Origin of the sequence: Comamonas faecalis, assembly GCF_039538025.1 — a bacterium.
GTDB lineage: Bacteria > Pseudomonadota > Gammaproteobacteria > Burkholderiales > Burkholderiaceae_C > Comamonas_C > Comamonas_C faecalis.
Genome location: NZ_BAABBP010000027.1, coordinates 25,384 through 46,420, shown reverse-complemented (window position 1 = coordinate 46,420; position 21,037 = coordinate 25,384). Strand labels below are relative to the sequence as shown.

Here is a 21,037-nt window from a genome sequence, read left to right as displayed (position 1 = left end):
GCCATTCCCAAAAGTGAATACGTAGGCGGGCGCAACCGCTGCGCGCTCCTACACTGCGGTGCATGACCACAGCCGCCCGCCACCGCCCTACTTCTTCACCCGCCACGCCGCCCACGGCAGCACCGGGCGCCCTGCGTGCCCTGCTGCCGTTTGTGCACCCCTACCGCGGCCGCATCGCACTGGCCGTCGTCTTCTTGCTGCTCGCCGCCCTGGCCACGCTGGTCTTTCCGCTGGTGCTGCGCCAGCTGGTCGACGACGGCCTGCTGCAGCACGGCAGCATCCGCGCCATCACGCTGCGCGTGCACTTCGGGCTGATGTTCGCCGTCGCCGTGCTGCTGGGCGTCTTCACCGCGCTGCGCTACTACCTGATGAGCTGGCTGGGCGAGCGCATCACCGCCGACCTGCGCGCCGCCGTCTACGCCCACGTGCTGCGCCAGAGCCCACAGTTCTTCGAGACCACACAGACCGGCGAGGTGCTCTCGCGCCTGACGGCCGACACCACATTGGTGCAGACCGTCGTCGGCTCCTCGCTGTCGATGGGACTGCGCAACGCGGTGATGGCCATCGGCGCGCTGGCCATGCTGGTGTGGACCAATCCGCTGATCATGTCGGTCGTGCTGGCCGCGGTCGCGCTGGTCGTGCTGCCGGCGATGTGGATTGGGCGCAGCGTGCGCCGCCTCTCGCGCGCCAGCCAGGACCGCGTGGCCGACACCAGCGCGATTGCAGCCGAAGTGCTGGCCGCCATGCCCACGGTGCAGTCCTACACCGCCGAGCCGCGCGAAGCGAGCCGCTTTGCCGGCGCCACCGAGCAGGCATTTCGCACCGCCGTGCGCCGCAGCAGCGCCCGCGCGGCGCTGGTGGCCTTCATCATCATCGCCAACGCGGCGCTGCTGCTGTGGGGGCTGTACCGCGGCAGCATGGCGGTGATCGACGGAGACATGTCGGCCGGGCAGCTGGGCCAGACCGTCGTCTACGCGATGTTCCTGGCGGGCGCCGTCGCGGTGCTCGGCGAGGTCTACGGCGACGTGCTGCGCGCCGCCGGCGCCATGGAGCGGCTCATGGAGCTGCTGCACGCGCACTCGCCGGTGCAGACGCCGGCCGGCGCCCAGCCGCTGCAGGCCGGCGGCGCGCTGGAACTGGTGTTCGACGACGTGGGTTTTCACTACCCGTCGCGCCCGGACAAAGCGGCGCTGGCGGGCATCGGCCTGCAGCTGCGCGCCGGCGAGACCGTGGCGCTGGTCGGCGCCAGCGGCGCCGGCAAATCCACGCTGTTCCAGCTGCTGCAACGCTTCTATGACGTGCAGCAGGGGCGCATTCTGCTGGGTGGGCGCGACCTGCGCACGCTGGATCTGGCTCAGTTGCGCGCGCAGATGGCAGTCGTCGCGCAAGACGCAGTGGTCTTCTCGACGAGCGCGCGTGAGAACATCCGCTACGGCCGCCCCGGCGCCAGCGACGACGAAGTGCACGCCGCGGCGCAGGCCGCGTTTGCCGACGACTTCATCCGCGCCCTGCCCCAGGGCTACGACACCTTTCTGGGCGAGCACGGCGTGCGCCTGTCGGGCGGCCAGCGCCAGCGCATTGCGATTGCGCGCGCGCTGCTCAAGAACGCGCCCATCCTGCTGCTGGACGAGGCCACCAGCGCGCTGGACGCGCACAGCGAGCGTGCGGTGCAGCAGGCGCTCGACGCGGCGCTGAACACAGGCGCCAACGCCCGCATCACGCTGGTCATCGCCCACCGCCTGGCCACGGTGCGCCACGCCACGCGCATCGTCGTGCTCGACGGCGGGCGCATCGTCGAGCAAGGCACGCACGAGGCGCTGATGGCCGCCGGCGGCAGCTACGCGCGGCTGGCGGCGCTGCAGTTTCAGTCCAACCATCAGGGCAAATAAAGCCATGCTCGAAGGCCGATCAAGAATCCGTCAGTCATGGATCCTGACTCGCTCCAGTCCGCAAGAACGGCGCTTCTTGTTCAGACGCCACCGCTGGGGCGCGTTGCCGCACGCGACCTGCGGCGCCCAGGCAGCACCACACTCGCGACCGGCTGGCGCTGCGCAGAGAAAAAGCGATCCATGGCCGCATACATTTCGTTGATCAACGTCTTGCCGTACGCCTGCTCGAGCAACTGATACTGCTGCTCAATCAGCGGCGCGATCGCCGCAACCAAGGCAACAGATTTGTCGGTCGGCCGCACCCACATGCGGCGCTGGTCTTCCTCCATGCGCGTGCGCGTCACCAAGCCCAGGTCTTCCATGCGCGAGAGCAAGCCCGACATGCTGGGACTCAGGATCTGACAGATCTCGCAAATTTCGCGCGGTTCGAGCTGTCCGTGCTCGCTGAGCGTGCGCAGGATGCGCCACTGCTGTTCGGTCAGACCATGGTGGGTCAGGATGGGACGAAAGTGGCGCAACAACTCCTCGCGCGCGCGCAAGAACAGTTGAGGCAGATTGCGGTGGGTGAATTCTTGCGTCATGACGCCTCCTCGTGTGAGTGCACCACGTCAATGGGCACGCTTTCAATATCACTAATATCTTAGTTATTTAACCCAACGATTGCAAGCGTATGCCTGGCGCGCCATACAAGCTCATGGCGCGACTCTTGTGCGCTCTTTGTTTCTCCTTGGCCAGCCTGTCTCTGGGATTTGCACGCCCTTCAAGCGCCGCCAAGCCTCATGACCGCCTCCAGTCCGCCAAAAACCTGGGGCAAACCCTATTTCCTCTTGGCTTGACTCACGAAGATATTAGTATTTCAATTAAAATACTAATATGTTAATGACTAATTTTTCAAAGGAGCCCATCATGAAAGTCCGCACCCTCGCTCTGAGCGCCGTCCTGGCCGCCCTCGTCCCAGCCGCCCTTCCCGTGGCGGCACAGGAGGTCACACTCAAGATCGCCCACTTTCTGCCTTCGGCGGCACCGGCGCAGCAGCAGGTGCTCGAGCCATGGTGTGCCGAGATGAACAAGGAATCGCAAGGGCGCATCCAATGCCAGTTCTACCCTGCGATGCAGTTGGGCGGCACGCCCGCGCAACTGGCCGACCAGGCCAAGAACGGCATTGCCGACGTGGTGTGGACTGCGCCGGGCTATTCGGCCGGACGCTTCCCCCTCATCGAGACATTTGAGCTGCCCTTTGTCGTCAAGGACCCCGTCTCGAGCTCACGCGCCGTCTGGAAGTTCTACCAGGCGCATGCGCAAAAGGAGTTCGCAGCCTACAAGGTGCTGGCATTTCATACCGACGGCGGCCAGGCGTTTCACACCGCCAAGAAGGCGGTTCGCAGCCTGCCCGACATCAATGGGCTGAAACTGCGCACCTCCACGCGCATGGGCGCAAAAACACTGCAGGCACTGGGTGGATCGCCCGTGGCCATGCCTCCAGCGCAGGTGACCGAGGCGATCGCCAAGGGCGTGGTCGACGGCGCGCTCACCGCCTGGGAGCTGCTCTATCCGACCAAGCTGTCGGAAGTCACCAAATACCACACCCAGCCAGCCGCCGGCATGGCCTATCCCTCTGCCACCGTGCTCACCGTGCTGATGAACCAGCGCAAATACGACAGCCTGCCTGCCGACCTGAAGGCCATCGTCGACAAAACCACCGGGGATGCACTGGTCGAGCGCTTTGGTGCAGTCTGGCAATCGGTCAACGAGGACACGCTCAAGCGCATCCAGGAACAAGGCAACGAGGTCATCACGCTTGACCCGGCGCAGACCGATGCACTCAAGCAAGCGGCACGCGGTGTCGAGGACGACTGGATCAAGCAGATGGCAGGCAAGAAGATCGACGGCAAAAAACTGCTTGACGAAGCACGCACACTGGCCGGCACGAACTAAGCCCCACTGGTACAGGAGAGCGACATGCGCGACCCCATGGGCATTCCCAAGGATCTGGTGGAGCACAACCAGACCGAGTACTACCTGATCGGCATCAGCAAGGTCTTGGCCGTCGCCGGTGGTTTGATGTTTCTCGCGCTGATCGCCATGTCGCTGGTGTCCATCGTCGGGCGCAAGCTCGGCTTTGGCTCGGTCAATGGCGACATCGAGCTGATGCAAGCAGGCACAGCGGTGGCGGCCACGGCTTTTCTGCCTTACTGCACCATGCTTGGCGAGCACATCAAGGTGGACTTTTTCACCACCGGGCTGCGCGAATCCATTCGCCGCCCACTCGATGGCGTGACCGAGCTGCTGCTGGCCGCAGCCAGCGCTGTCTTGCTGTGGCGCACGACGCTGTCGGTGTTTGACAGCATGGAGACGCAGGAGACGACACCGCTCGTCGACCTACCGATCTGGATTCCCACCGCACTGCTGCTGCCCAGCCTGTTGCTCATGGCCATTTGCGCGTTCTATCGCGGCTGGTCGATGCTGCACCGCCCCACCACCCCCTCCATCCCCACCGCAGGAGAGACACGATGAGCGGAACCGCCATTGGCCTGATCGGATTCGCTTGCCTGCTGCTGATGCTGGTCATTCGCGTGCACATCGCCCTGGCCATGCTGGTCACAGGTGCCGGCATCTACCTGGTGATGAACCACGGTGACGCCAACAGCCTGCTGTTCACCCTGAACAACCTAGTGTATGCGCGCGCCTCCAACTATGACCTGGCCGTCATCCCCCTGTTCATTTTGATGGGCCAGTTCGCCACCCACGGCGGCCTGTCGCGCGCGCTGTTCAAGGCCGCTGGGGCGCTCATTGGCCACTGGCGCGGCGGCCTGGCCATGGCCGCCACCGCCGCCTGCGCGGCGTTCGGCGCCATCTGCGGCTCGTCGCTGGCCACGGCCGCAACCATGGGCCAGGTGGCGCTGCCCGAGCTGCGCGAGAACGGCTACTCGGGCAAGCTCGCCACCGCCACGCTGGCCGCGTCGGGCACGCTGGGCATCATGATTCCGCCGTCGGTGCCGCTCATCATCTACGCAGTGCTGGTGCAGGAGTCGATCGGCAAGCTGTTCATGGCCGCCGTCATTCCGGGCGTCATCGCCGCGCTGGGCTATGTCATCGTCATCCTGATCCAGGTGCGCCGCGACCCCTCGGCCGGCCCCGCCGGCCCCAAGGTTCCGCTCAAGGAAGCCCTCAAGGCGCAGGTGCGCATCATTCCGGTGGTGCTGGTGTTCATCGTCGTCATCGTCGGTATCTACGATGGCTGGGCCAACCCAACCGAGGCCGCGTCGATCGGTGCGGCAGCCTGCGGCATTTTGGCCGTGATCACCGGCGGCCTGCGCCTCAAGGGGACGCTGCTGAGCATTTACGGCACGGCCCACGCCACCGGCATGATCTTCATGATCCTGATCGGCGCCGACCTGCTCAATTCCAGCCTGGCGCTGTCGCAAATGCCCAATGAGCTGGCCGACTTTGTGGTCAACAGTGGCTTGTCGCCGCTGCTCGTGCTCTTCGCCATCCTGGGCATCTACGTGTTGCTGGGCTGTGTCATGGACTCACTGGCCATGATTTTGCTGACCATCCCGATCTTCTACCCCATGGTCATGGGACTGGACTTCTTCGGCATGTCGCTGCAAGACAAATCCATCTGGTTCGGCATTCTGTCGCTGATGGTCGTCGAGATTGGCCTGGTCACGCCACCCGTAGGCATGAACCTGTACGTCATCAACAAGCTGGCCCGTGACGTGCCGCTCAAGGACACCGCAATCGGAGTGATGCCCTTCCTGGCGTCGGACTTCGCACGCATCGTCCTGCTGGTCTTCTTCCCCATCCTCACTCTTGCGCTGCTGCGCTGAAACCCCTTACCGGAGGTCACTGACATGACATTGCAACAGGCCCGTGGCACGGTCTACGGCGTCGTCCTCAACGACGCCATCTCGCGCGAGCGCATCGGCTCGCTCGACGACGCCCCCTACAAGGGCGCACCCAAGGCGCCCGTGCTCTACATCAAGCCGGCCAACACGCGCGCCACCGCCGGGGCAGCGATTGCCCTGCCCGAGGGCGCGTCCAGCGTCGAGGTGGGCGCCACCATCGGCCTAGTGATTGCCCAGCCGGCGGCGCGCGTTGCCCCCGAGTCTGCACTCTCGCACGTCGGCGCCCTGGTACTGGCGGCCGATCTGAGCCTGCCGCACGCAAGCTACTACCGCCCGGCGATTCGCGAGAAGTGCTTCGACCAGTCGCTCGTACTGGGCGCGCCGCAGCCGCTGTGCGACATGGCGGCGCTCGCGCTCGAAACCAGCATCGACGGCCAGAGCGTCGAGCGCTTCGCGCTGTCCGAGTTGCTGCGCGGCCCGGCGCAACTGCTCAGCGAAGTAAGCAGCTGGATGACGCTCTGCCCCGGCGACGTATTGCTTGTTGGCGTGCGCTACCAGGCACCGCAGGCGCGCGCCGGTCAGCACATTCGCATCGACGCCGGCGCCCTCGGTGCACTGCAGTTCGAAATCAAGCAAGGAGGTCAGGCATGAAGCACGGCCGCATTTATCTCAACGGCTCCATCGTTGCCGTCACCCAGGCCGAGGACGGCCGCGTGCGCCTGCCCTCGGGCCAGCTGCTGGACGAGGCGGCCTGCCATTGGCTGGCGCCGGTGCAGGTGGGCACGGTGTTTGCGCTCGGCCTGAACTACGCCGACCACGCCAGGGAGCTGGCCTTCAAGGCGCCCGAAGTGCCGCTGGTGTTTCTGAAAGGCCCCAACACCATCACCGGCCACCGCGCACGCACGCTGCGCCCGCAGGACGCCACCTATATGCACTACGAATGCGAGCTGGCCGTGGTGATCGGCAAGACCTGCCGCAACGTCGCCAAGGAAGACGCGCTGGCACACGTGGCCGGCTACAGCGTGGCCAACGACTACGCCATCCGCGACTACCTGGAGAACTTCTACCGCCCCAACCTGCGCGTGAAGAACCGCGATGGCTGCACGCCGCTGGGCCCCTGGATGGTTGATGCCGCCGACGTGCCCAACCCACAGGCGCTTGAGCTGACCACTCGCATCAACGGCCAGACCACGCAGCGCGGCACGACGGCCGACATGATCTTTGACGTGGCCAGCCTGATCGCCTACCTGTCGTCGTTCATGACGCTCTCGCCGGGCGACGTCATCCTGACGGGCACGCCCGAGGGCCTGGCCGACGTCAAGGCGGGCGACACCGTCGAGACCGAGATCGAAGGCATTGGCTGCCTGGTCAACACCATTGCCAGCGACGCCACTCTTTTGAACATCGCCTGAACAAGGAGCATCCCCATGATCGAGCACATCATCAACGGCCAGAAGGTCGCCAGCGCCGAGACCTTCGAGACCATCAACCCGGCGACCGGCCAGGTGATTGCCGAGGTCGCCAGCGGCGGCGCCGACGAAATCAACGCCGCCGTGGCCGCCGCCAAGGCTGCTTTTCCCAAGTGGGCGGCCACGCCGCTCAAGGAGCGCGCGCGCCTGGTGAAAAAGCTCGGCGAGCTGATTGCCGCCAACGTCAGCGAGATTGCCGACCTGGAAACCGAGGACACCGGCCAGGTGACGGGCCAGACCAAGCGCGTGCTGGTGCCGCGCGCGGCCGACAACTTCAACTACTTTGCCGAGCACATCCAGCACATGCACGGCGAGACCTACGACAGCGACACCGGGCACCTGAACTACACACTGTGGCAGCCCGTTGGCGTGTGCGCACTGATCTCGCCATGGAACGTGCCCTTCATGACCAGCACCTGGAAGACCGCACCGTGCATCGCGTTCGGCAACACGGCGGTGCTCAAGATGTCCGAACTGTCGCCGCTCACTGCCAACCGCCTGGGCGAGCTGGCGCTCGAAGCGGGCATTCCCGCAGGCGTGCTCAACGTCGTACAAGGCTATGGCAAGACAGCCGGGGAGGCGCTGGTGTCGCACCCCGACGTACGCTCCATCTCGTTTACCGGCTCGACGGCAACGGGCAACCGCATCGTCAAGAGCGCCGGCCTGAAGAAATTCAGCATGGAACTGGGCGGCAAGTCGCCCTTCATCATCTTTGACGACGCCGACTACGAGCGTGCCCTGGACGCCGCCGTGTTCATGATTTTTTCAAATAACGGCGAGCGCTGCACCGCCGGCTCACGCATCATCGTGCAGGCCGGCATCTACGACAGATTCGTCGCCGACTTCGCCACCCGCGCCGCAAAAATCACCGTCGGCGACCCGATGGATCCGAACACCATCATCGGCCCGATGATCTCGGCCGCCCACCTGGCCAAGGTGCGCCACTACATCGAACTCGGCCAGCAGGAAGGCGCCAAGCTGGTCTTTGGCGGTGGCACGCCCGACGTGGACGAGAAGTTCAGGAAGGGCTTCTGGGTGCAGCCCACGGTGTTCGCCGACGTGGACAACAAGATGGGCATCGCGCAGGACGAAATCTTCGGCCCCGTGCCCTGCATCATCCCGTTCAAGACCGAAGAAGACGCGGTACGCATCGCCAACGACACCATCTACGGCCTGTCGTCCTACCTGTGGACCAACAACACCGGCCGCGCCCTGCGCCTGGCCAAGGCCATCGAGTCGGGCATGACCTTCGTCAACAGCCAGAACGTGCGCGACCTGCGCCAGCCCTTTGGCGGCTCCAAGGCCTCGGGCACCGGCCGCGAGGGCAACCACTACAGCTACGAAGTGTTCTGCGAGGCCAAGAACATTGCCGTGTCCTACGGCAACCACCACATTCCGCGCTGGGGCGTCTGACCCCGCGGCAATCAACACCAGAGACCAAGGAGACAAGTCATGAAACGTTTTCTGCGCCCTGCGCACCTGCGCGCCCTGGCCCTTGCGGCCGCCCTGGCCATGGCCGGCGGAGTCCAGGCCGAGGAGCTGATGCGCGTGACGCTGCTGGGCACGGGGTCGCCCCGCCCGGCCCCCGACCGCAACGGCCCCAGCACGCTGGTGGAGGCAGGCGGCCAGCGCCTGTTGTTCGACATGGGGCGCGGCAACACCGTCGCCCTGTACCAGCTCAAAGTGCCGATGGGCAGCATCCATGCGCACTTCATCACGCACATGCACTCGGATCACATCAATGGCCTGCCCGATCTGTACCTGACCGGCTGGCTGGGCACGCCCTATGGCGGGCGCAAGCAGCCGCTGCGCCTGTATGGTCCGCAGGGCACCGAGGCCATGGCGCAAAACCTCTACCAGGCGTTTGCCGAGGACAGACGCATCCGTTTTGCCGACGAGGGCTATCCGCTGGCAGGCGCCGAATTTGACGCCAAGGACATCGCCGAAGGCGTGGTGTATGAGCACGACGGCGTCAAGGTCAGCGCCTTCGAGGTCGACCATGGCGACAAGATCAGGCCGGCGTTTGGCTACCGCATCGACTACCGCGGCCACTCGGTCGTGCTCTCAGGTGATACCCGCTACAGCGAGCGCGTGCAAAAAGAAGCCACCGGTGCAGACCTCGTCGTGCACGAGGTGGCCACCGTCTCGGGCGACCCAGAAAAGGTGCTGCGCGACTTTCCTGCCTACCGCGCCATCCTGGATCACCACACCTGGCCTATCGAGGCCGGCCGCCTGTTTGCCGCCGCCCGCCCCAAGCTGGCGGTCTACAGCCACATCGTGATTCCAGCCAATCCCGCCAAGGGCGTTCCACCGGCATCGCCCGAGGAAATCATTGTGCAAACGCGCCAAACCTACGACGGCCCGCTCGTCGTCGGCGAGGACTTGATGCGCTTTTCCGTGACCGGCACCGGCGTCACGCAAATCAAGGACTGAGCCTCGCGCTCGCATTGAAAGGCCCCGACCATGCAACGCCGTCACTTCATCCAAGCCGCTGCGCTGACTACCCTGCCCAGCCTGCCTTTTTTGCACGCTCACGCACAAGAATGGCCGACCCGCCCCATTCGCATCATCGTGCCGTTCACCCCGGGCGGCACGACGGACTTCGTCAGCCGCCTGGTGGCGGCCGAGGCGAGCAAGACACTTGCCCAGACCATCGTGATCGAAAACAAGCCAGGGGCGGGCACCGTCATTGGCGTCGACCACGTGGCCAAGTCCGCCCCCGACGGTTACAGCTTCGTCACCGTGGCCAACAGCTTCACGGCCAACTACACCTTGATCAAGAAGCTCCCCTACGGCGCAACCGACCTGCGCCCGGTGGCGCTCATGGGGCTGTCCGAGCACGTGCTCGCCACGCACCCGGGCAGCGGTCTGACGACAGTGGCCGACATCGCGACACAGGCCAAGTCGGGCAAGCCGCTCAGTTATGCCTCGTTCGGCAACGGCACCTCGGCCCACCTGGCCGGCGAAATGCTCAAGAGCGCACTGGGCGTGGACATCGTGCACGTGCCCTACAAGGGCCAGGCGCCGGCACTATCGGATCTTTTGGGTGGCCAGGTATCGATGATGTTCGGCAACTGGCCTGAATTCCGCTCGCACGTGGAGTCGGGCAAGCTGGTGGCCATCGGCATGGCGACGGCCGAGCGCTCGCAGTACGCGCCGCAAATCCCCACCCTCACGGAACAGGGCGTGCCCGTGGTCTCCAACTCATGGAACGGACTGCTCGCCCCGGCGCAGCTGTCCGACGCCATCACCACACGCGTGAACGCCGCGGTGAACCAGGCCATGCAGACCCAGACCGTGATGGACGCCTTCAAAAAGGGCGGCATCACGGCCAAGAGCGGCACGCCCGAACAATTCGCCGAGTTCCTGCGCAGCGAAACCGAGCGCTATGCCCAGGTGATCCACCAGGCCGGTATCACCATCGACTAATTTTTCAGCCCGGTGTCACACACACCATTCCTCCAGGAGACAACCATGGGAAAACTCGCACTCGCAGCCAAGATCACCCACGTGCCTTCGATGTATCTGTCGGAGATGGATGGGCCGCACAAAGGCTGCCGCCAAGCGGCCATCGACGGTCACAAGGAGATCGCCCGGCGCATGCACGCCGCAGGCGTCGACACCATCGTCGTGTTCGACACGCACTGGCTGGTCAACTCGGGCTACCACATCAATTGCGCGCCGCACTGGGAGGGCATTTACACCTCCAACGAACTGCCGCACTTCATCAAAAACCTGCCGTTTTCCTACGATGGCCGCCCCGAACTGGGCCACGCCATTGCCAAGCGCGCCACCGAGGCGGGCGTGCATACCCGCGCGCACGACAACACCAGCCTGGCTCTGGAATACGGCACGCTGGTGCCGATGCGCTACATGAATGACGACAAAACCTTCAAGGTCGTTTCCGTCGCTGCGCTGTGCACGGTGCACAACATCCCGGACTCGGTGGAACTGGGTCGCGCAGTGCGCCGCGCCATCGAAGAAGACTTCGACGGCACCGTCGCCGTCCTGGCCAGTGGCTCGCTGTCACACCGTTTTGCACAAAACGGGGTGTCCGAGCAGTACTTCCACAAGGTCTGGGATCCCTTCCTGGAGAGCGTCGACCATGAAGTCGTGCGCATGTGGGAAGCGGGCGATTGGAAGCAGTTTTGCGGCATGCTGCCCGAGTACGCCGTCAAATGCCATGGCGAAGGGATGATGCACGACACGGCCATGCTGCTGGGCGTGCTCGGCTGGGACGAGTACCGGGGCAAGGCAGAGGTCGTCACTCCTTATTTCGGCTCGTCAGGCACAGGCCAAATCAACGCCATCTTCCCCATCTGAGCACACTGACCCGGCACGGTGCGCGGGAGCGGCCCCTTCCCGCGCACTCTTCCATCGGAGCCACGCCATGCCCCACCTGATTTATGAAATGACCGACAACCTGGACACATCACAGACCGACATCGCCGGCCTGCTGCGCCAATCCAACCAGGTGCTCATCGACCAAGGCGGGGTGTTTCCCATCGGCGGCATCCGCTCGCGCGTGCACTGGCTGCGCGACTGGTGCATCGCCGACGGCAGCCACCCGAGCGACGCCTTCATCCACGCCACGCTCAAGATTGGTGCGGGCCGCAGTGACGCGGTCAAGCGCGTCGCCGGCGACGCACTGTTCGGGCTGATGCAGCGCCATTTTGCTGCCCAGGCCCAGCAGCGCGGTCTGGCGCTGTCGCTTGAACTCGTCGAGTTCAGCGAGGCCGGCACCTGGAAGCACAACAACATCCATCAGCGCTACAAAAAAGCCGGCGCCTGACAACCCAAGCGAGTAAGCCATGCTGTCCCCCTCCACGATTGCCGCAGCAGCCCAGCGGCTGCACCAGGCCGAAAAAACCCGCCAGCAGGTGCGTCAGATTTCGCTCGACCACCCCGAGATCACCGTTGATGACGCGTATGCCATTCAGAAAGCGTGGTGCGACCTCAAGCGCGCCGATGGCCAGAAAGTCATAGGTCACAAAATTGGCCTGACCTCGCGCGCCATGCAGCAATCCTCGCAAATCGACGAACCCGATTTCGGCACACTGTTCGACGAAATGCTCTACCCCGACGCGGGGCGGATTCCGATGGAGCGCTTCATAGACCCGATGGTCGAGGTCGAACTGGCCTTCATCCTGAAAGACCGCCTGGAAGGCGGGCAGGTCACGATCTTCGACGTGCTGTCTGCCACCGATTACGTGGTGCCGGCCGTCGAGATCATCGACGCGCGCTGCCAGCGCGTCGACCCGGAGACCGGGCGCCCGCGCAAGGTGATGGACACGATTTCGGACAACGCCGCCAACGTCGGCATCATCCTGGGCGGGCGTCCCGTCAAGCCGCAGGAAGTCGATCTGCGCTGGGTTTGCGCGCTGCTGTACAAGAATGGCTGCATCGAGGAGACGGGCGTTGCCGCCGGCGTGCTCAACCACCCTGCCAACGGCATCGTCTGGCTGTCGCGCAAGTTCGCGCCGCACGGCGTGGCGCTGGAGCGGGGGCAGATAATCCTGGCCGGCTCGTTCACGCGCCCGGTGCGCGTGGCACGTGGAGACACCATCCACGTGGACTACGGGCCACTGGGCTGCATCAGCGCGCACTTCATCTGACTCCAAGGAGAGCACTACATGCAGATGCGCACCAACGCATTCAAGCAGGCACTGGCGCAGCGCAGCACGCAGATCGGCCTGTTCCTCGGCCTGGCGAACGCCTACAGCGCCGAGGTGCTGGCCGGCTGCGGCTTCGACTGGCTGCTGATCGACGGCGAGCACGGCCCCAACGACCTGCGCACCATCCTGGCGCAGCTGCAGGCGCTGGCGCCGTACGCCGAGCGCGTGGCGGTGCGCACGCCCGACCACGACAGCGCGCGCATCAAGCAGCTGCTGGACGTGGGCGTGCAGACACTGCTCGTGCCCATGGTGGAAAGCGCCGGACAGGCGCAGCAGCTGGTGCGCGCAATGCGCTACCCACCCGAAGGCATCCGCGGCGTTGGCACCGCGATGGCGCGCGCTGCGCACTGGAACGGCGTGGCCGATTATTTTGCGCAGGCCAACGACCAGATGTGCCTGCTGGTGCAGGTCGAGTCGGCACAGGCGCTCACGCAGATCGAGGCGATTGCCGCCGTGCCCGGCGTGGACGGTATCTTCATCGGCCCGTCGGATCTGGCCGCCTCGATGGGCCACTTGGGCAACCCGGGCCATACGGACGTGAAGGCGGCCGTTGCCGATGGCCTTGCCCGCGTCGCCGCCGCTGGCAAGGCGGCCGGTGTATTTTCGGCAGATCCGCAGACCGCGACGCAGTACCAGAGCCTGGGCGCATGCTTTCTGCTCGTGGGGGTCGACACCCTGCTGCTGCGCAACGCCGCCTGCCAGCTGGCCGCCCGATTCAGCGGCCAGGACAATGCGACCGACGGCGCCGCCTATTGATGAGCAACATTCTGGAGAACCGTTTCATGCCAACCTTGAAAGACCCCGCCCTGCTGCGCCAGGCCTGCTACATCGACGGCGCCTGGGTGGACGCGGACGACGGCGACACCATCGCCGTGACCGACCCGGCCACCGGCGCCGAGATCGCCACCGTGCCGCGTTGCGGCGCGGCCGAGACCGAGCGTGCCATCGCCGCCGCCGAGCGCGCGCTGGTGCACTGGCGCGAGACCACGGCGGCCGAGCGCAGCCGCATCCTGCGCCGCTGGTTCGACCTGATGATGGAGCACCAGGACGACCTGGCCACGCTGATGACCTGCGAGCAGGGCAAGCCACTGGCCGAGTCCAGGGGCGAGATTGCCTACGCCGCCGCCTACATCGAGTGGTATGCCGAGGAGGCCAAGCGCGCCTATGGCGAGGTCATCCCCTCGCCGTTCAAGGATCGCCAGATCGTCGTCACCAAGGAGCCCATCGGCGTGTGCGCAGCGATCACGCCGTGGAATTTTCCCTCGGCCATGATCACGCGCAAGGTGGCGCCGGCGCTGGCCGCGGGCTGCACCATCGTCGTCAAGCCAGCCGAGCAGACGCCGCTGTCGGCGCTGGCGCTGGCCGAGCTGGCCGAGCGCGCCGGCGTGCCCGCGGGGGTGTTCAGCGTCATCACCGGGCGTGCGGCGGCCATCGGCGGCGCGATGACCGCCAGCCCCACGGTGCGCAAACTCACCTTCACCGGATCGACCGAGGTCGGCCAGTTGCTGATGCAGCAGTGCGCGGGCACGCTGAAAAAACTCTCGCTGGAGCTGGGCGGCAACGCGCCGTTCATCGTCTTCGACGACGCCGACCTGGACGCGGCGGTGGCCGGCGCCATTGCCTCCAAGTACCGCAACGCCGGCCAGACCTGCGTGTGCTCCAACCGCTTCCTGGTGCAGGCCGGCATCTACGACCGCTTTGCCCAAAAGCTGGCCGAGGCCGTGGGCGAGCTGTCCGTCGGCAACGGCATGGACGCCGGCGTGGTGCAAGGCCCGCTGATCGACCAGGCGGCCATCGACAAGGTCGACCACCTGGTGCAGGACGCGGTGGGCCGCGGCGCCAAGGCCATCACCGGCGGCGCCCGCCATGCGCTGGGCGGCACCTGGTTCCAGCCCACGGTGCTCACCGACGTGCGCGACGACATGGCGGTGATGCGCGAGGAAATCTTCGGCCCTGTGGCGCCGCTGCAGCGTTTCGAGAGCGAAGCAGACGCCGTGCGCCTGGCCAACGACACACCGTTCGGCCTGGCAGCCTACTTCTATTCCAGGGATCACGCGCGCGTCTGGCGCGTATCGCGCCAACTCGAATACGGCATGGTCGGCATCAACACCGGCGCCATCTCCACCGAAGTGGCACCGTTTGGCGGCGTCAAGTACTCGGGCATCGGCCGCGAGGGCTCGCGCCACGGGCTGGACGAGTACATGGTGATGAAATACCTGGCGATGGGCGGGCTGTAAATACACGCACCACGCAAAAACGCCCCTGAACCAGGGGCGTTTGTCATTTGCGAATCACTGCAGGGTCTCCTTGGCCGCAGGGGGCAATAGCAGCGGCAGTACCTCAATGCCTTCGTCGAGCAGTTGCGCGGTCTCCCGGGCCGTGGCCTGCCCGCGGATCGCGCGTTCGTCGATTTCGCCGTAGTGCATGCGCCGCGCCTCCTCGGCAAAGCGCTCGCCCACGTCTTCGGTGCGCGCGACGATGTTGCGCGCCAACTCCAGCCAGGCGGCCTGCAGCTGCGGATTGGCCATGACGGCGGATGTCGCCGCCGGCGCGGGTTGCGAGGCCTGCACCGCGGGCGGCCTGCCCGCCTCCTGCGCGGAGGTACCCAGATTCAGGCGTGGCGCGCTGGGCATTTTTTGCACTGCGCTGCTGGCGCAGATCGGGCATTGCACCAGGCCACGGCCAAGCTGGTTCTGGAAGTCGTCTTCGCTGGAGAACCAGCCCTCGAAGCGGTGACCTGCGGGGCCGCACTGCAGATCGAGCACCTTCATGGCGACCTTAGTCGTTCTCTCTCAGCGACGATGAGCGCATCAGGTAACGGTAGACGAATCCGGGAAACGCCAGCGTCAGAAACAAGGTTCCGGTGATGGCGTAGAACTCCCAGCCCTGGGGCGCGTTCTGGCCGACCTTGCGCTCGATGAACAAAGCAAGCGCGCCGACGATGAAGTACAGCACGATCAGTTCGACCAGACGCAGCCCCAGCGGCTTGACCGCGCGCACGCGGGGGCCGACGAGAAACCAGCGTTCGGTCATGAAAGGCAGGTTGGCGGCCACCAAGGCCGCCACGATCACCAGCCAGATGGCTGCACCTTGCGTCATCGGCTTGCGGTCACGAAGCCAGCGCCCGCCCGATGGCATCGGCGCACAGCGCCATCAGCCCGCCCGGCAGCACGCCCAGTGCCAGCACCAGCAGCCCGTTGGCCGACAGCACCACGCGAATGTCCAGCGGCGCGGCGGTCTTGGTGACCGTCAGCGGTGCGTCGAAGTACATGACCTTGACCACGCGGATGTAGTAGAAGGCGCCGATCAGCGACATCACGACCGCGAACACGGCCAGCGCCACGTGCAGGCCAGAGCCCGAAGCAATCAGCGCCTGCAGCACCGCCAGCTTGGCGTAGAAGCCCACCAGTGGCGGAATGCCGGCCAGCGAGAACATGCACACGGCCATCACGCCGGCATACAGCGGGCTGCGGCGGTTCAGGCCGGCCAGATCGGCGATCTCCTCGCTCTCGAAACCCTGGCGCGCCAGCAGCGTGATCATGCCGAAGGCGGGCAGCACGGTCAGCACGTAGGTGGCCAGATAGAACATGGCCGAGCTGTAGGCGTTCTGCGCGGCGTGCGCGTCCATCTGGCCGTCGACCACGCCCGACAGCAGGCCCAGGAACAGAAAGCCCATGTGCGAGATGGTCGAGTACGCCAGCATGCGCTTCAGGTTGGTCTGCAGCACACCGGCGATGTTGCCCACCAACAGCGAGAAGAAGGCCAGCACGGCCAGCATCTGCTGCCAGTCGATGGCCAACGCCAGCATGCCGTCGACCAGCAGGCGCATCGTCATGCCGAACGCCGCGAACTTGGGCGCCGAGCCGATGAACAGCGTGATGACCGTGGGCGCGCCCTGGTAGACGTCCGGAATCCACATGTGAAACGGCACGGCGCCAAACTTGAACGCCAGGCCGGCCACGATGAAGACCACGCCGAACACCAGCACCTGGTGGCGGATCTGGCCCTCGTTGATCGCCTTGAAGACCTCGCCGATGTCCAGCGAGCCGGTGGCGCCGTAGATCATCGACAGGCCGTACAGCAGGAAGCCGCTGGCCATCGCACCGAGCACGAAGTACTTCATCGCCGCCTCGGTGGCCGTGGCGTCGTCGCGGCGCAGCGCGACCAGCGCATAGCTCGACAGCGTGAGCAGCTCCAGCCCCAGGTAGATCACCAGGAAGTTGTTGGCCGAGATCAGCACGCACACGCCCAGCAGCGCCAGCATGGTCAGCGTGAACAGCTCGCCGCCGCGCAGCATCTCGCGGTCGTGCGCGTAGTGGCGGCCGTAGACCAGCGTCACCATCACCGACAGCGTGGCAAAGCACTTGAGCCAGTTGCCCATGGCGTCGCTCACCACCATGTTGCCCCAGCCGTAGAAGGTGTTGCCGCCGCTGGCGTACATGGCCTGCAGCGCGGCCACGACGGCCAGCGTGAGCATGGTCAGCACGTAAGTGGTGGTGCGGTGCGCGCTCTTGACGCCCAGGTCGACCAGGGCGATCACACAGGCCATGACCAGCAGCACGATCTCGGGGTAAATCGCCAGCCAGCTGATGTTGTCAATCATCTTGTATCTCTCGCTTCGCTTGTCGGGTCAGGGGAGCTTGGACTGCGCCACATGCTGCAGCAGCTGCGCCACCGAGACGTCCATCACGTCGGTGAAGGGCTTGGGGTAGATGCCCATGAAGAGCACCGCAATCGCTAGCACCCCCAGCACCAGGAATTCACGGGCGTTGATGTCGCGCATGCCGCGCACCTTCTCGTTGGTGATGGCGCCCAGGTAGACGCGCTTGTACATCCACAGCGAGTAGCTGGCGCCCAGGATCAGCGCCCAGGCGGCGCCCATGCCGACCCAGAAGTCGTAGCGCACCGAGGCGATGATGACCATCCACTCGCCGATGAAACCGGCCGTGGCGGGCAGGCCGCAGTTGGCCATGAAGAACAGCAGCGCAAACGCCGAGAACTTGGGCATGGAGTTGACCACGCCGCCGTAGTCGGCGATCTCGCGGGTGTGCAGGCGGTCGTAGAGCACGCCAATGCACAGGAACATCGCGCCCGAGACGAAGCCGTGGGCAATCATCTGCGCCAGGCCGCCGGAGACGCCCAGGTCGTTGAAGATGAAGAAGCCCAGCGTGACGAAGCCCATGTGCGCCACCGACGAGTAGGCGACCAGCTTCTTCATGTCTTTCTGCACGATGGCCACCAGGCCGACGTAGATCACCGCGATCAGAGAGAAAGTGATCATCAGCCAGGCCCACTCGTGCGCCGCGTCGGGCGCGATCGGCAGCGAGAAGCGCACGAAGCCGTAGGCGCCGAGCTTGAGCATGATGGCCGCCAGCACGACGGAGCCGCCGGTGGGCGCCTCGACGTGCACGTCGGGCAGCCAGGTGTGCACCGGCCACATCGGCACCTTCACAGCAAACGCGGCGAACAGCGCGAAGAACAGCAGTGTCTGCGCGGTGCCCGGCAGCGGCAGCTGGTGCCAGGCCTGGATGTCGAAGCTGCCGCCCGCCTGGTTGTACAGGTAGATGAAGGCGATCAGCGTCAGCAGCGAACCGAGCAGCGTGTACAGGAAGAACTTGAACGCAGCGTAGATTTTTCGCGGCCCGCCCCACATGCCGATGATCAGGTACATCGGGATCAGCGTGGCCTCGAAGAACACGTAGAACAGCATGCCGTCGAGCGCGCTGAACACGCCGACCATCAGGCCCGACAGGATCAGGAACGCGGCCATGTACTGGTAGACGCGCTCGGTGATCGACTCCCACGAGGCCAGCACGACGACCACGGTGATGAACGCGGTCAGCGGCACGAACCACATCGAGATGCCGTCCACCCCCAGGTGGTAGTGCATGTTGAAGCGCGTGATCCAGCTCGCCTTCTCGACGAACTGCATCGCGGCGGTGCTGGTGTCGAAACCGCTGATGACCGGCAGCGTGACCAGCAGGCCCAGCAGCGCGCCCACCAGGGCGATCCAGCGCGCGGCACCCGCGTGCTTGTCACTGCCGAAAGCCAGCAGCGCGACGCCAAAAACGATGGGCGTCCAAATGGCAAGACTCAACAAACCCATTTGTTTTTTACTCCTACTTGTTGAGCCACACGAAATACGTCATCAGGGCGAACAGGCCCAGAATCATCAAGAGCGCGTAGTGGTACAGCAGGCCTGACTGCGCACGGCGCAGCACGGCCGAGATGCGCGCCACCAGCTTCCACGAGCCGTTGACCACCGCGCCGTCGATCAGGCCCTGGTCGGCGCCCTTCCACAGCGCAATGCCCAGGCCGCGCGCGCCCAGCGCCACGACGTTCTCGTTGAACCAGTCCATGTAGTACTTGTTGTCCAGCAAGGTGTAGATGGGGCTGAACATGCGCTTGAGCGCCGCCGGCACCGCCGGGTTGACCAGGTACATGTAGTAGGCCACCAGCACGCCGGCCAGCGACAGCCAGAACGGTGCGGTCTGCACACTGTGCAGCGCCATGGCCAGCGGGCCGTGGAACTCCTCGCCCAGGAAGGTCATGGCGGCATGGCGGGCGTGGTCGACGAAGATCACGTCCTTGAAGAAGTCGCCATGCAGCATGGGCGTGACGTACATGAAACCGATCACGACCGAAGGAATCGCCAGCAAGATGAGCGGCACCGTCACCACCCAGGGCGACTCGTGCGGCTTGCTGTGCTCGCCGCGGTGGTGGTGCGGGTCAGGCTCTTCCTGCACGTCGTGGCCGGCGTCCGGGTTCTGGTCATAGCGCTCGGGGCCATGGAACACCAGGAAGTACATGCGGAACGAGTACAGCGCCGTGACGAACACGCCGGCGAGCACCGCGAAGTGCGCAAAACCGGCCGCCGGCAGCGTGCTGGCGTGCACCGCCTCGATGATGCTGTCCTTGGAATAAAAACCCGAGAAGAAAGGCGTGGCGATCAGCGCCATCGAACCCAGCAGCGTGGTGATCCAGGTGATTGGCATGTATTTGCGCAGGCCGCCCATCCAGCGGATGTCCTGGTTGTGGTGCATGCCAATGATGACCGAGCCCGCGCCCAGGAACAGCAGCGCCTTGAAGAAAGCGTGCGTCATCAGGTGGAACACCGCCACCGAGTAGGCCGACGCGCCCAGCGCCACCGTCATGTAGCCCAGCTGCGACAGCGTCGAGTAGGCAATGACGCGCTTGATGTCGTTCTGGATGATGCCCAGAAAGCCCATGAACAGCGCGGTGATCGCGCCGATGACCAGCACAAAGTTTAGCGCCGCGTCGGTCAGCTCGAACACCGGCGACATGCGCGCCACCATGAAGATGCCGGCCGTCACCATCGTCGCGGCGTGGATCAGCGCGGAGATCGGCGTCGGACCTTCCATCGAGTCGGGTAGCCACACGTGCAGCGGAAACTGCGCGCTCTTGCCCATGGCGCCGATGAACAGGCAGATGCAGGCCACCGTGAGCATCATCCAGTCGGTGCCGGGGAAGAGGATTTGTGCCAGGCCTTCGCGCTGCGCAAAGATCTCGGCGTAGTCGAAACTTCCAGCGTAGGCCGCCAGCAGGCCGATGCCCAGGATGAAGCCGAAGTCGCCCACGCGGTTGACCAGAAAGGCCTTGAGGTTGGCGAAAATGGCGGTCGATTTTTTGTACCAGAAGCCGATCAAGAGATAGGACACCAGGCCCACCAGTTCCCAGCCGATGAACAACTGGAGCATGTTGTTGCTCATCACGAGCATCAGCATCGAGAAGGTGAATAGCGAAATGTAGGAGAAGAAGCGGTTGTACCCCTCGTCCTCTTCCATGTAGCCGATGGTGTAGATGTGCACCATCAGCGACACGAAGGTCACCACGCACATCATCATCGCGGTCAGGCTGTCGATCAGGAAGCCGATCTCCATCTTCAGGCTTCCGACGGTCATCCAGGCGTAGATGGTGTCATTGAAGCGCGCGCCGTCGACGGCTACGCCGTACAGCACCATGGCAGAGACGATGAACGACGCCAGCACACCCAGGATGGCCACTGTGTGCGATGCGCGGCGGCCGAACCAGTTGCCGCCAAAGGCCGTGCCGAACAGGCCGGCCAGCAGGGAACCCGCCAGTGGCGCCAGCGGCACCACCAGCAGGGTCGAAGCAGAAAGGGTTTGACTCATTCT

The 21,037-nt window shown here is 65.1% G+C and carries 20 protein-coding genes; 14 read left to right on the top strand and 6 right to left on the bottom strand.

Features of this window, described 5'->3' with window-relative positions; translation table 11 throughout:
• Window positions 1–62 precede the first annotated feature (62 nt).
• A complete protein-coding gene (locus ABD767_RS13580; protein ID WP_103045334.1) occupies window positions 63–1,889 on the top strand; it encodes an ABC transporter transmembrane domain-containing protein in 1,827 nt (608 codons plus the stop codon).
• Window positions 1,890–1,969: 80 nt separating this feature from the next.
• On the opposite strand, the gene hpaR is transcribed toward ABD767_RS13580, so the two are convergent.
• The gene (gene hpaR, locus ABD767_RS13575; RefSeq protein WP_103045335.1) at window positions 1,970–2,470 is read right to left on the bottom strand and encodes a homoprotocatechuate degradation operon regulator HpaR; all 501 of its coding nucleotides are present in this window, start codon (window positions 2,468–2,470) and stop codon (window positions 1,970–1,972) included.
• 325 nt (window positions 2,471–2,795) lie between these two features.
• On the opposite strand from hpaR, the gene ABD767_RS13570 reads away from it, so the two are divergent.
• From ABD767_RS13570 to ABD767_RS13510, 13 genes are all read left to right on the top strand, one after another.
• Entirely contained in the window at window positions 2,796–3,824 is a 1,029-nt protein-coding gene (locus tag ABD767_RS13570; protein WP_103045336.1) for a TRAP transporter substrate-binding protein DctP, read from the top strand.
• A gap of 24 nt (window positions 3,825–3,848) precedes the next feature.
• Entirely contained in the window at window positions 3,849–4,403 is a 555-nt protein-coding gene (locus ABD767_RS13565) for a TRAP transporter small permease subunit (RefSeq protein WP_103045337.1), read from the top strand.
• Window positions 4,400–5,719 (top strand): TRAP transporter large permease subunit, encoded by a 1,320-nt coding sequence (locus tag ABD767_RS13560; protein ID WP_103045338.1) that lies wholly within the window; start codon window positions 4,400–4,402, stop codon window positions 5,717–5,719. The genes ABD767_RS13565 and ABD767_RS13560 overlap by 4 nt, the downstream gene beginning before the upstream one ends.
• Before the next feature lie 24 nt (window positions 5,720–5,743).
• Window positions 5,744–6,388, top strand: coding sequence for a fumarylacetoacetate hydrolase family protein (locus ABD767_RS13555; RefSeq protein ID WP_103045339.1), 645 nt, complete (start codon window positions 5,744–5,746; stop codon window positions 6,386–6,388).
• The gene (locus ABD767_RS13550; RefSeq protein ID WP_103045340.1) at window positions 6,385–7,149 is read left to right on the top strand and encodes a fumarylacetoacetate hydrolase family protein; all 765 of its coding nucleotides are present in this window, start codon (window positions 6,385–6,387) and stop codon (window positions 7,147–7,149) included. Before ABD767_RS13555 ends, ABD767_RS13550 begins: the two co-directional genes overlap by 4 nt.
• A 15-nt stretch (window positions 7,150–7,164) precedes the next feature.
• Window positions 7,165–8,619 carry a 5-carboxymethyl-2-hydroxymuconate semialdehyde dehydrogenase gene (gene hpaE / locus ABD767_RS13545; RefSeq protein WP_103045341.1) on the top strand — a complete coding sequence of 485 codons (1,455 nt, stop codon included), beginning with the start codon at window positions 7,165–7,167 and terminating at the stop codon, window positions 8,617–8,619.
• A 39-nt stretch (window positions 8,620–8,658) separates the two neighbouring features.
• Window positions 8,659–9,639, top strand: coding sequence for an MBL fold metallo-hydrolase (locus ABD767_RS13540; protein WP_344869794.1), 981 nt, complete (start codon window positions 8,659–8,661; stop codon window positions 9,637–9,639).
• Window positions 9,640–9,669: 30 nt separating this feature from the next.
• Window positions 9,670–10,635: a tripartite tricarboxylate transporter substrate-binding protein gene (locus tag ABD767_RS13535; RefSeq protein ID WP_103045342.1), complete on the top strand. Its 966-nt coding sequence runs from the start codon at window positions 9,670–9,672 to the stop codon at window positions 10,633–10,635.
• Between the two features lie 45 nt (window positions 10,636–10,680).
• The gene (hpaD, locus tag ABD767_RS13530; protein WP_103045343.1) at window positions 10,681–11,529 is read left to right on the top strand and encodes a 3,4-dihydroxyphenylacetate 2,3-dioxygenase; all 849 of its coding nucleotides are present in this window, start codon (window positions 10,681–10,683) and stop codon (window positions 11,527–11,529) included.
• Window positions 11,530–11,596: 67 nt separating this feature from the next.
• A complete protein-coding gene (locus ABD767_RS13525) occupies window positions 11,597–11,998 on the top strand; it encodes a 5-carboxymethyl-2-hydroxymuconate Delta-isomerase (protein WP_103045344.1) in 402 nt (133 codons plus the stop codon).
• 19 nt (window positions 11,999–12,017) lie between these two features.
• Complete coding sequence (gene hpaH / locus ABD767_RS13520) at window positions 12,018–12,821, top strand: 2-oxo-hept-4-ene-1,7-dioate hydratase (protein WP_103045345.1); 804 nt, start codon at window positions 12,018–12,020, stop codon at window positions 12,819–12,821.
• An 18-nt stretch (window positions 12,822–12,839) separates the two neighbouring features.
• Window positions 12,840–13,637: an aldolase/citrate lyase family protein gene (locus ABD767_RS13515; protein WP_103045346.1), complete on the top strand. Its 798-nt coding sequence runs from the start codon at window positions 12,840–12,842 to the stop codon at window positions 13,635–13,637.
• A 26-nt stretch (window positions 13,638–13,663) separates the two neighbouring features.
• Window positions 13,664–15,118, top strand: coding sequence for a succinate-semialdehyde dehydrogenase (locus tag ABD767_RS13510; protein ID WP_103045351.1), 1,455 nt, complete (start codon window positions 13,664–13,666; stop codon window positions 15,116–15,118).
• 54 nt (window positions 15,119–15,172) lie between these two features.
• Here the strand turns inward: ABD767_RS13510 and ABD767_RS13505 are convergent, their stop codons facing one another.
• The 5 genes from ABD767_RS13505 to nuoL are packed head-to-tail and all read right to left on the bottom strand — an operon-like array spanning window position 15,173 to window position 21,034.
• Complete coding sequence (locus ABD767_RS13505; protein WP_103045347.1) at window positions 15,173–15,652, bottom strand: DUF1178 family protein; 480 nt, start codon at window positions 15,650–15,652, stop codon at window positions 15,173–15,175.
• 7 nt (window positions 15,653–15,659) lie between these two features.
• Window positions 15,660–15,980, bottom strand: coding sequence for a DUF2818 family protein (locus tag ABD767_RS13500; protein ID WP_103045348.1), 321 nt, complete (start codon window positions 15,978–15,980; stop codon window positions 15,660–15,662).
• 10 nt (window positions 15,981–15,990) lie between these two features.
• On the bottom strand, window positions 15,991–17,484 hold the full coding sequence (gene nuoN, locus ABD767_RS13495; protein WP_103045349.1) for an NADH-quinone oxidoreductase subunit NuoN: 1,494 nt from the start codon (window positions 17,482–17,484) through the stop codon (window positions 15,991–15,993).
• Between the two features lie 27 nt (window positions 17,485–17,511).
• Window positions 17,512–18,987: an NADH-quinone oxidoreductase subunit M gene (locus ABD767_RS13490; RefSeq protein WP_344869792.1), complete on the bottom strand. Its 1,476-nt coding sequence runs from the start codon at window positions 18,985–18,987 to the stop codon at window positions 17,512–17,514.
• Between the two features lie 13 nt (window positions 18,988–19,000).
• Window positions 19,001–21,034: an NADH-quinone oxidoreductase subunit L gene (gene nuoL / locus ABD767_RS13485; protein WP_103045021.1), complete on the bottom strand. Its 2,034-nt coding sequence runs from the start codon at window positions 21,032–21,034 to the stop codon at window positions 19,001–19,003.
• Between the last annotated feature and the right edge of the window lie 3 nt (window positions 21,035–21,037).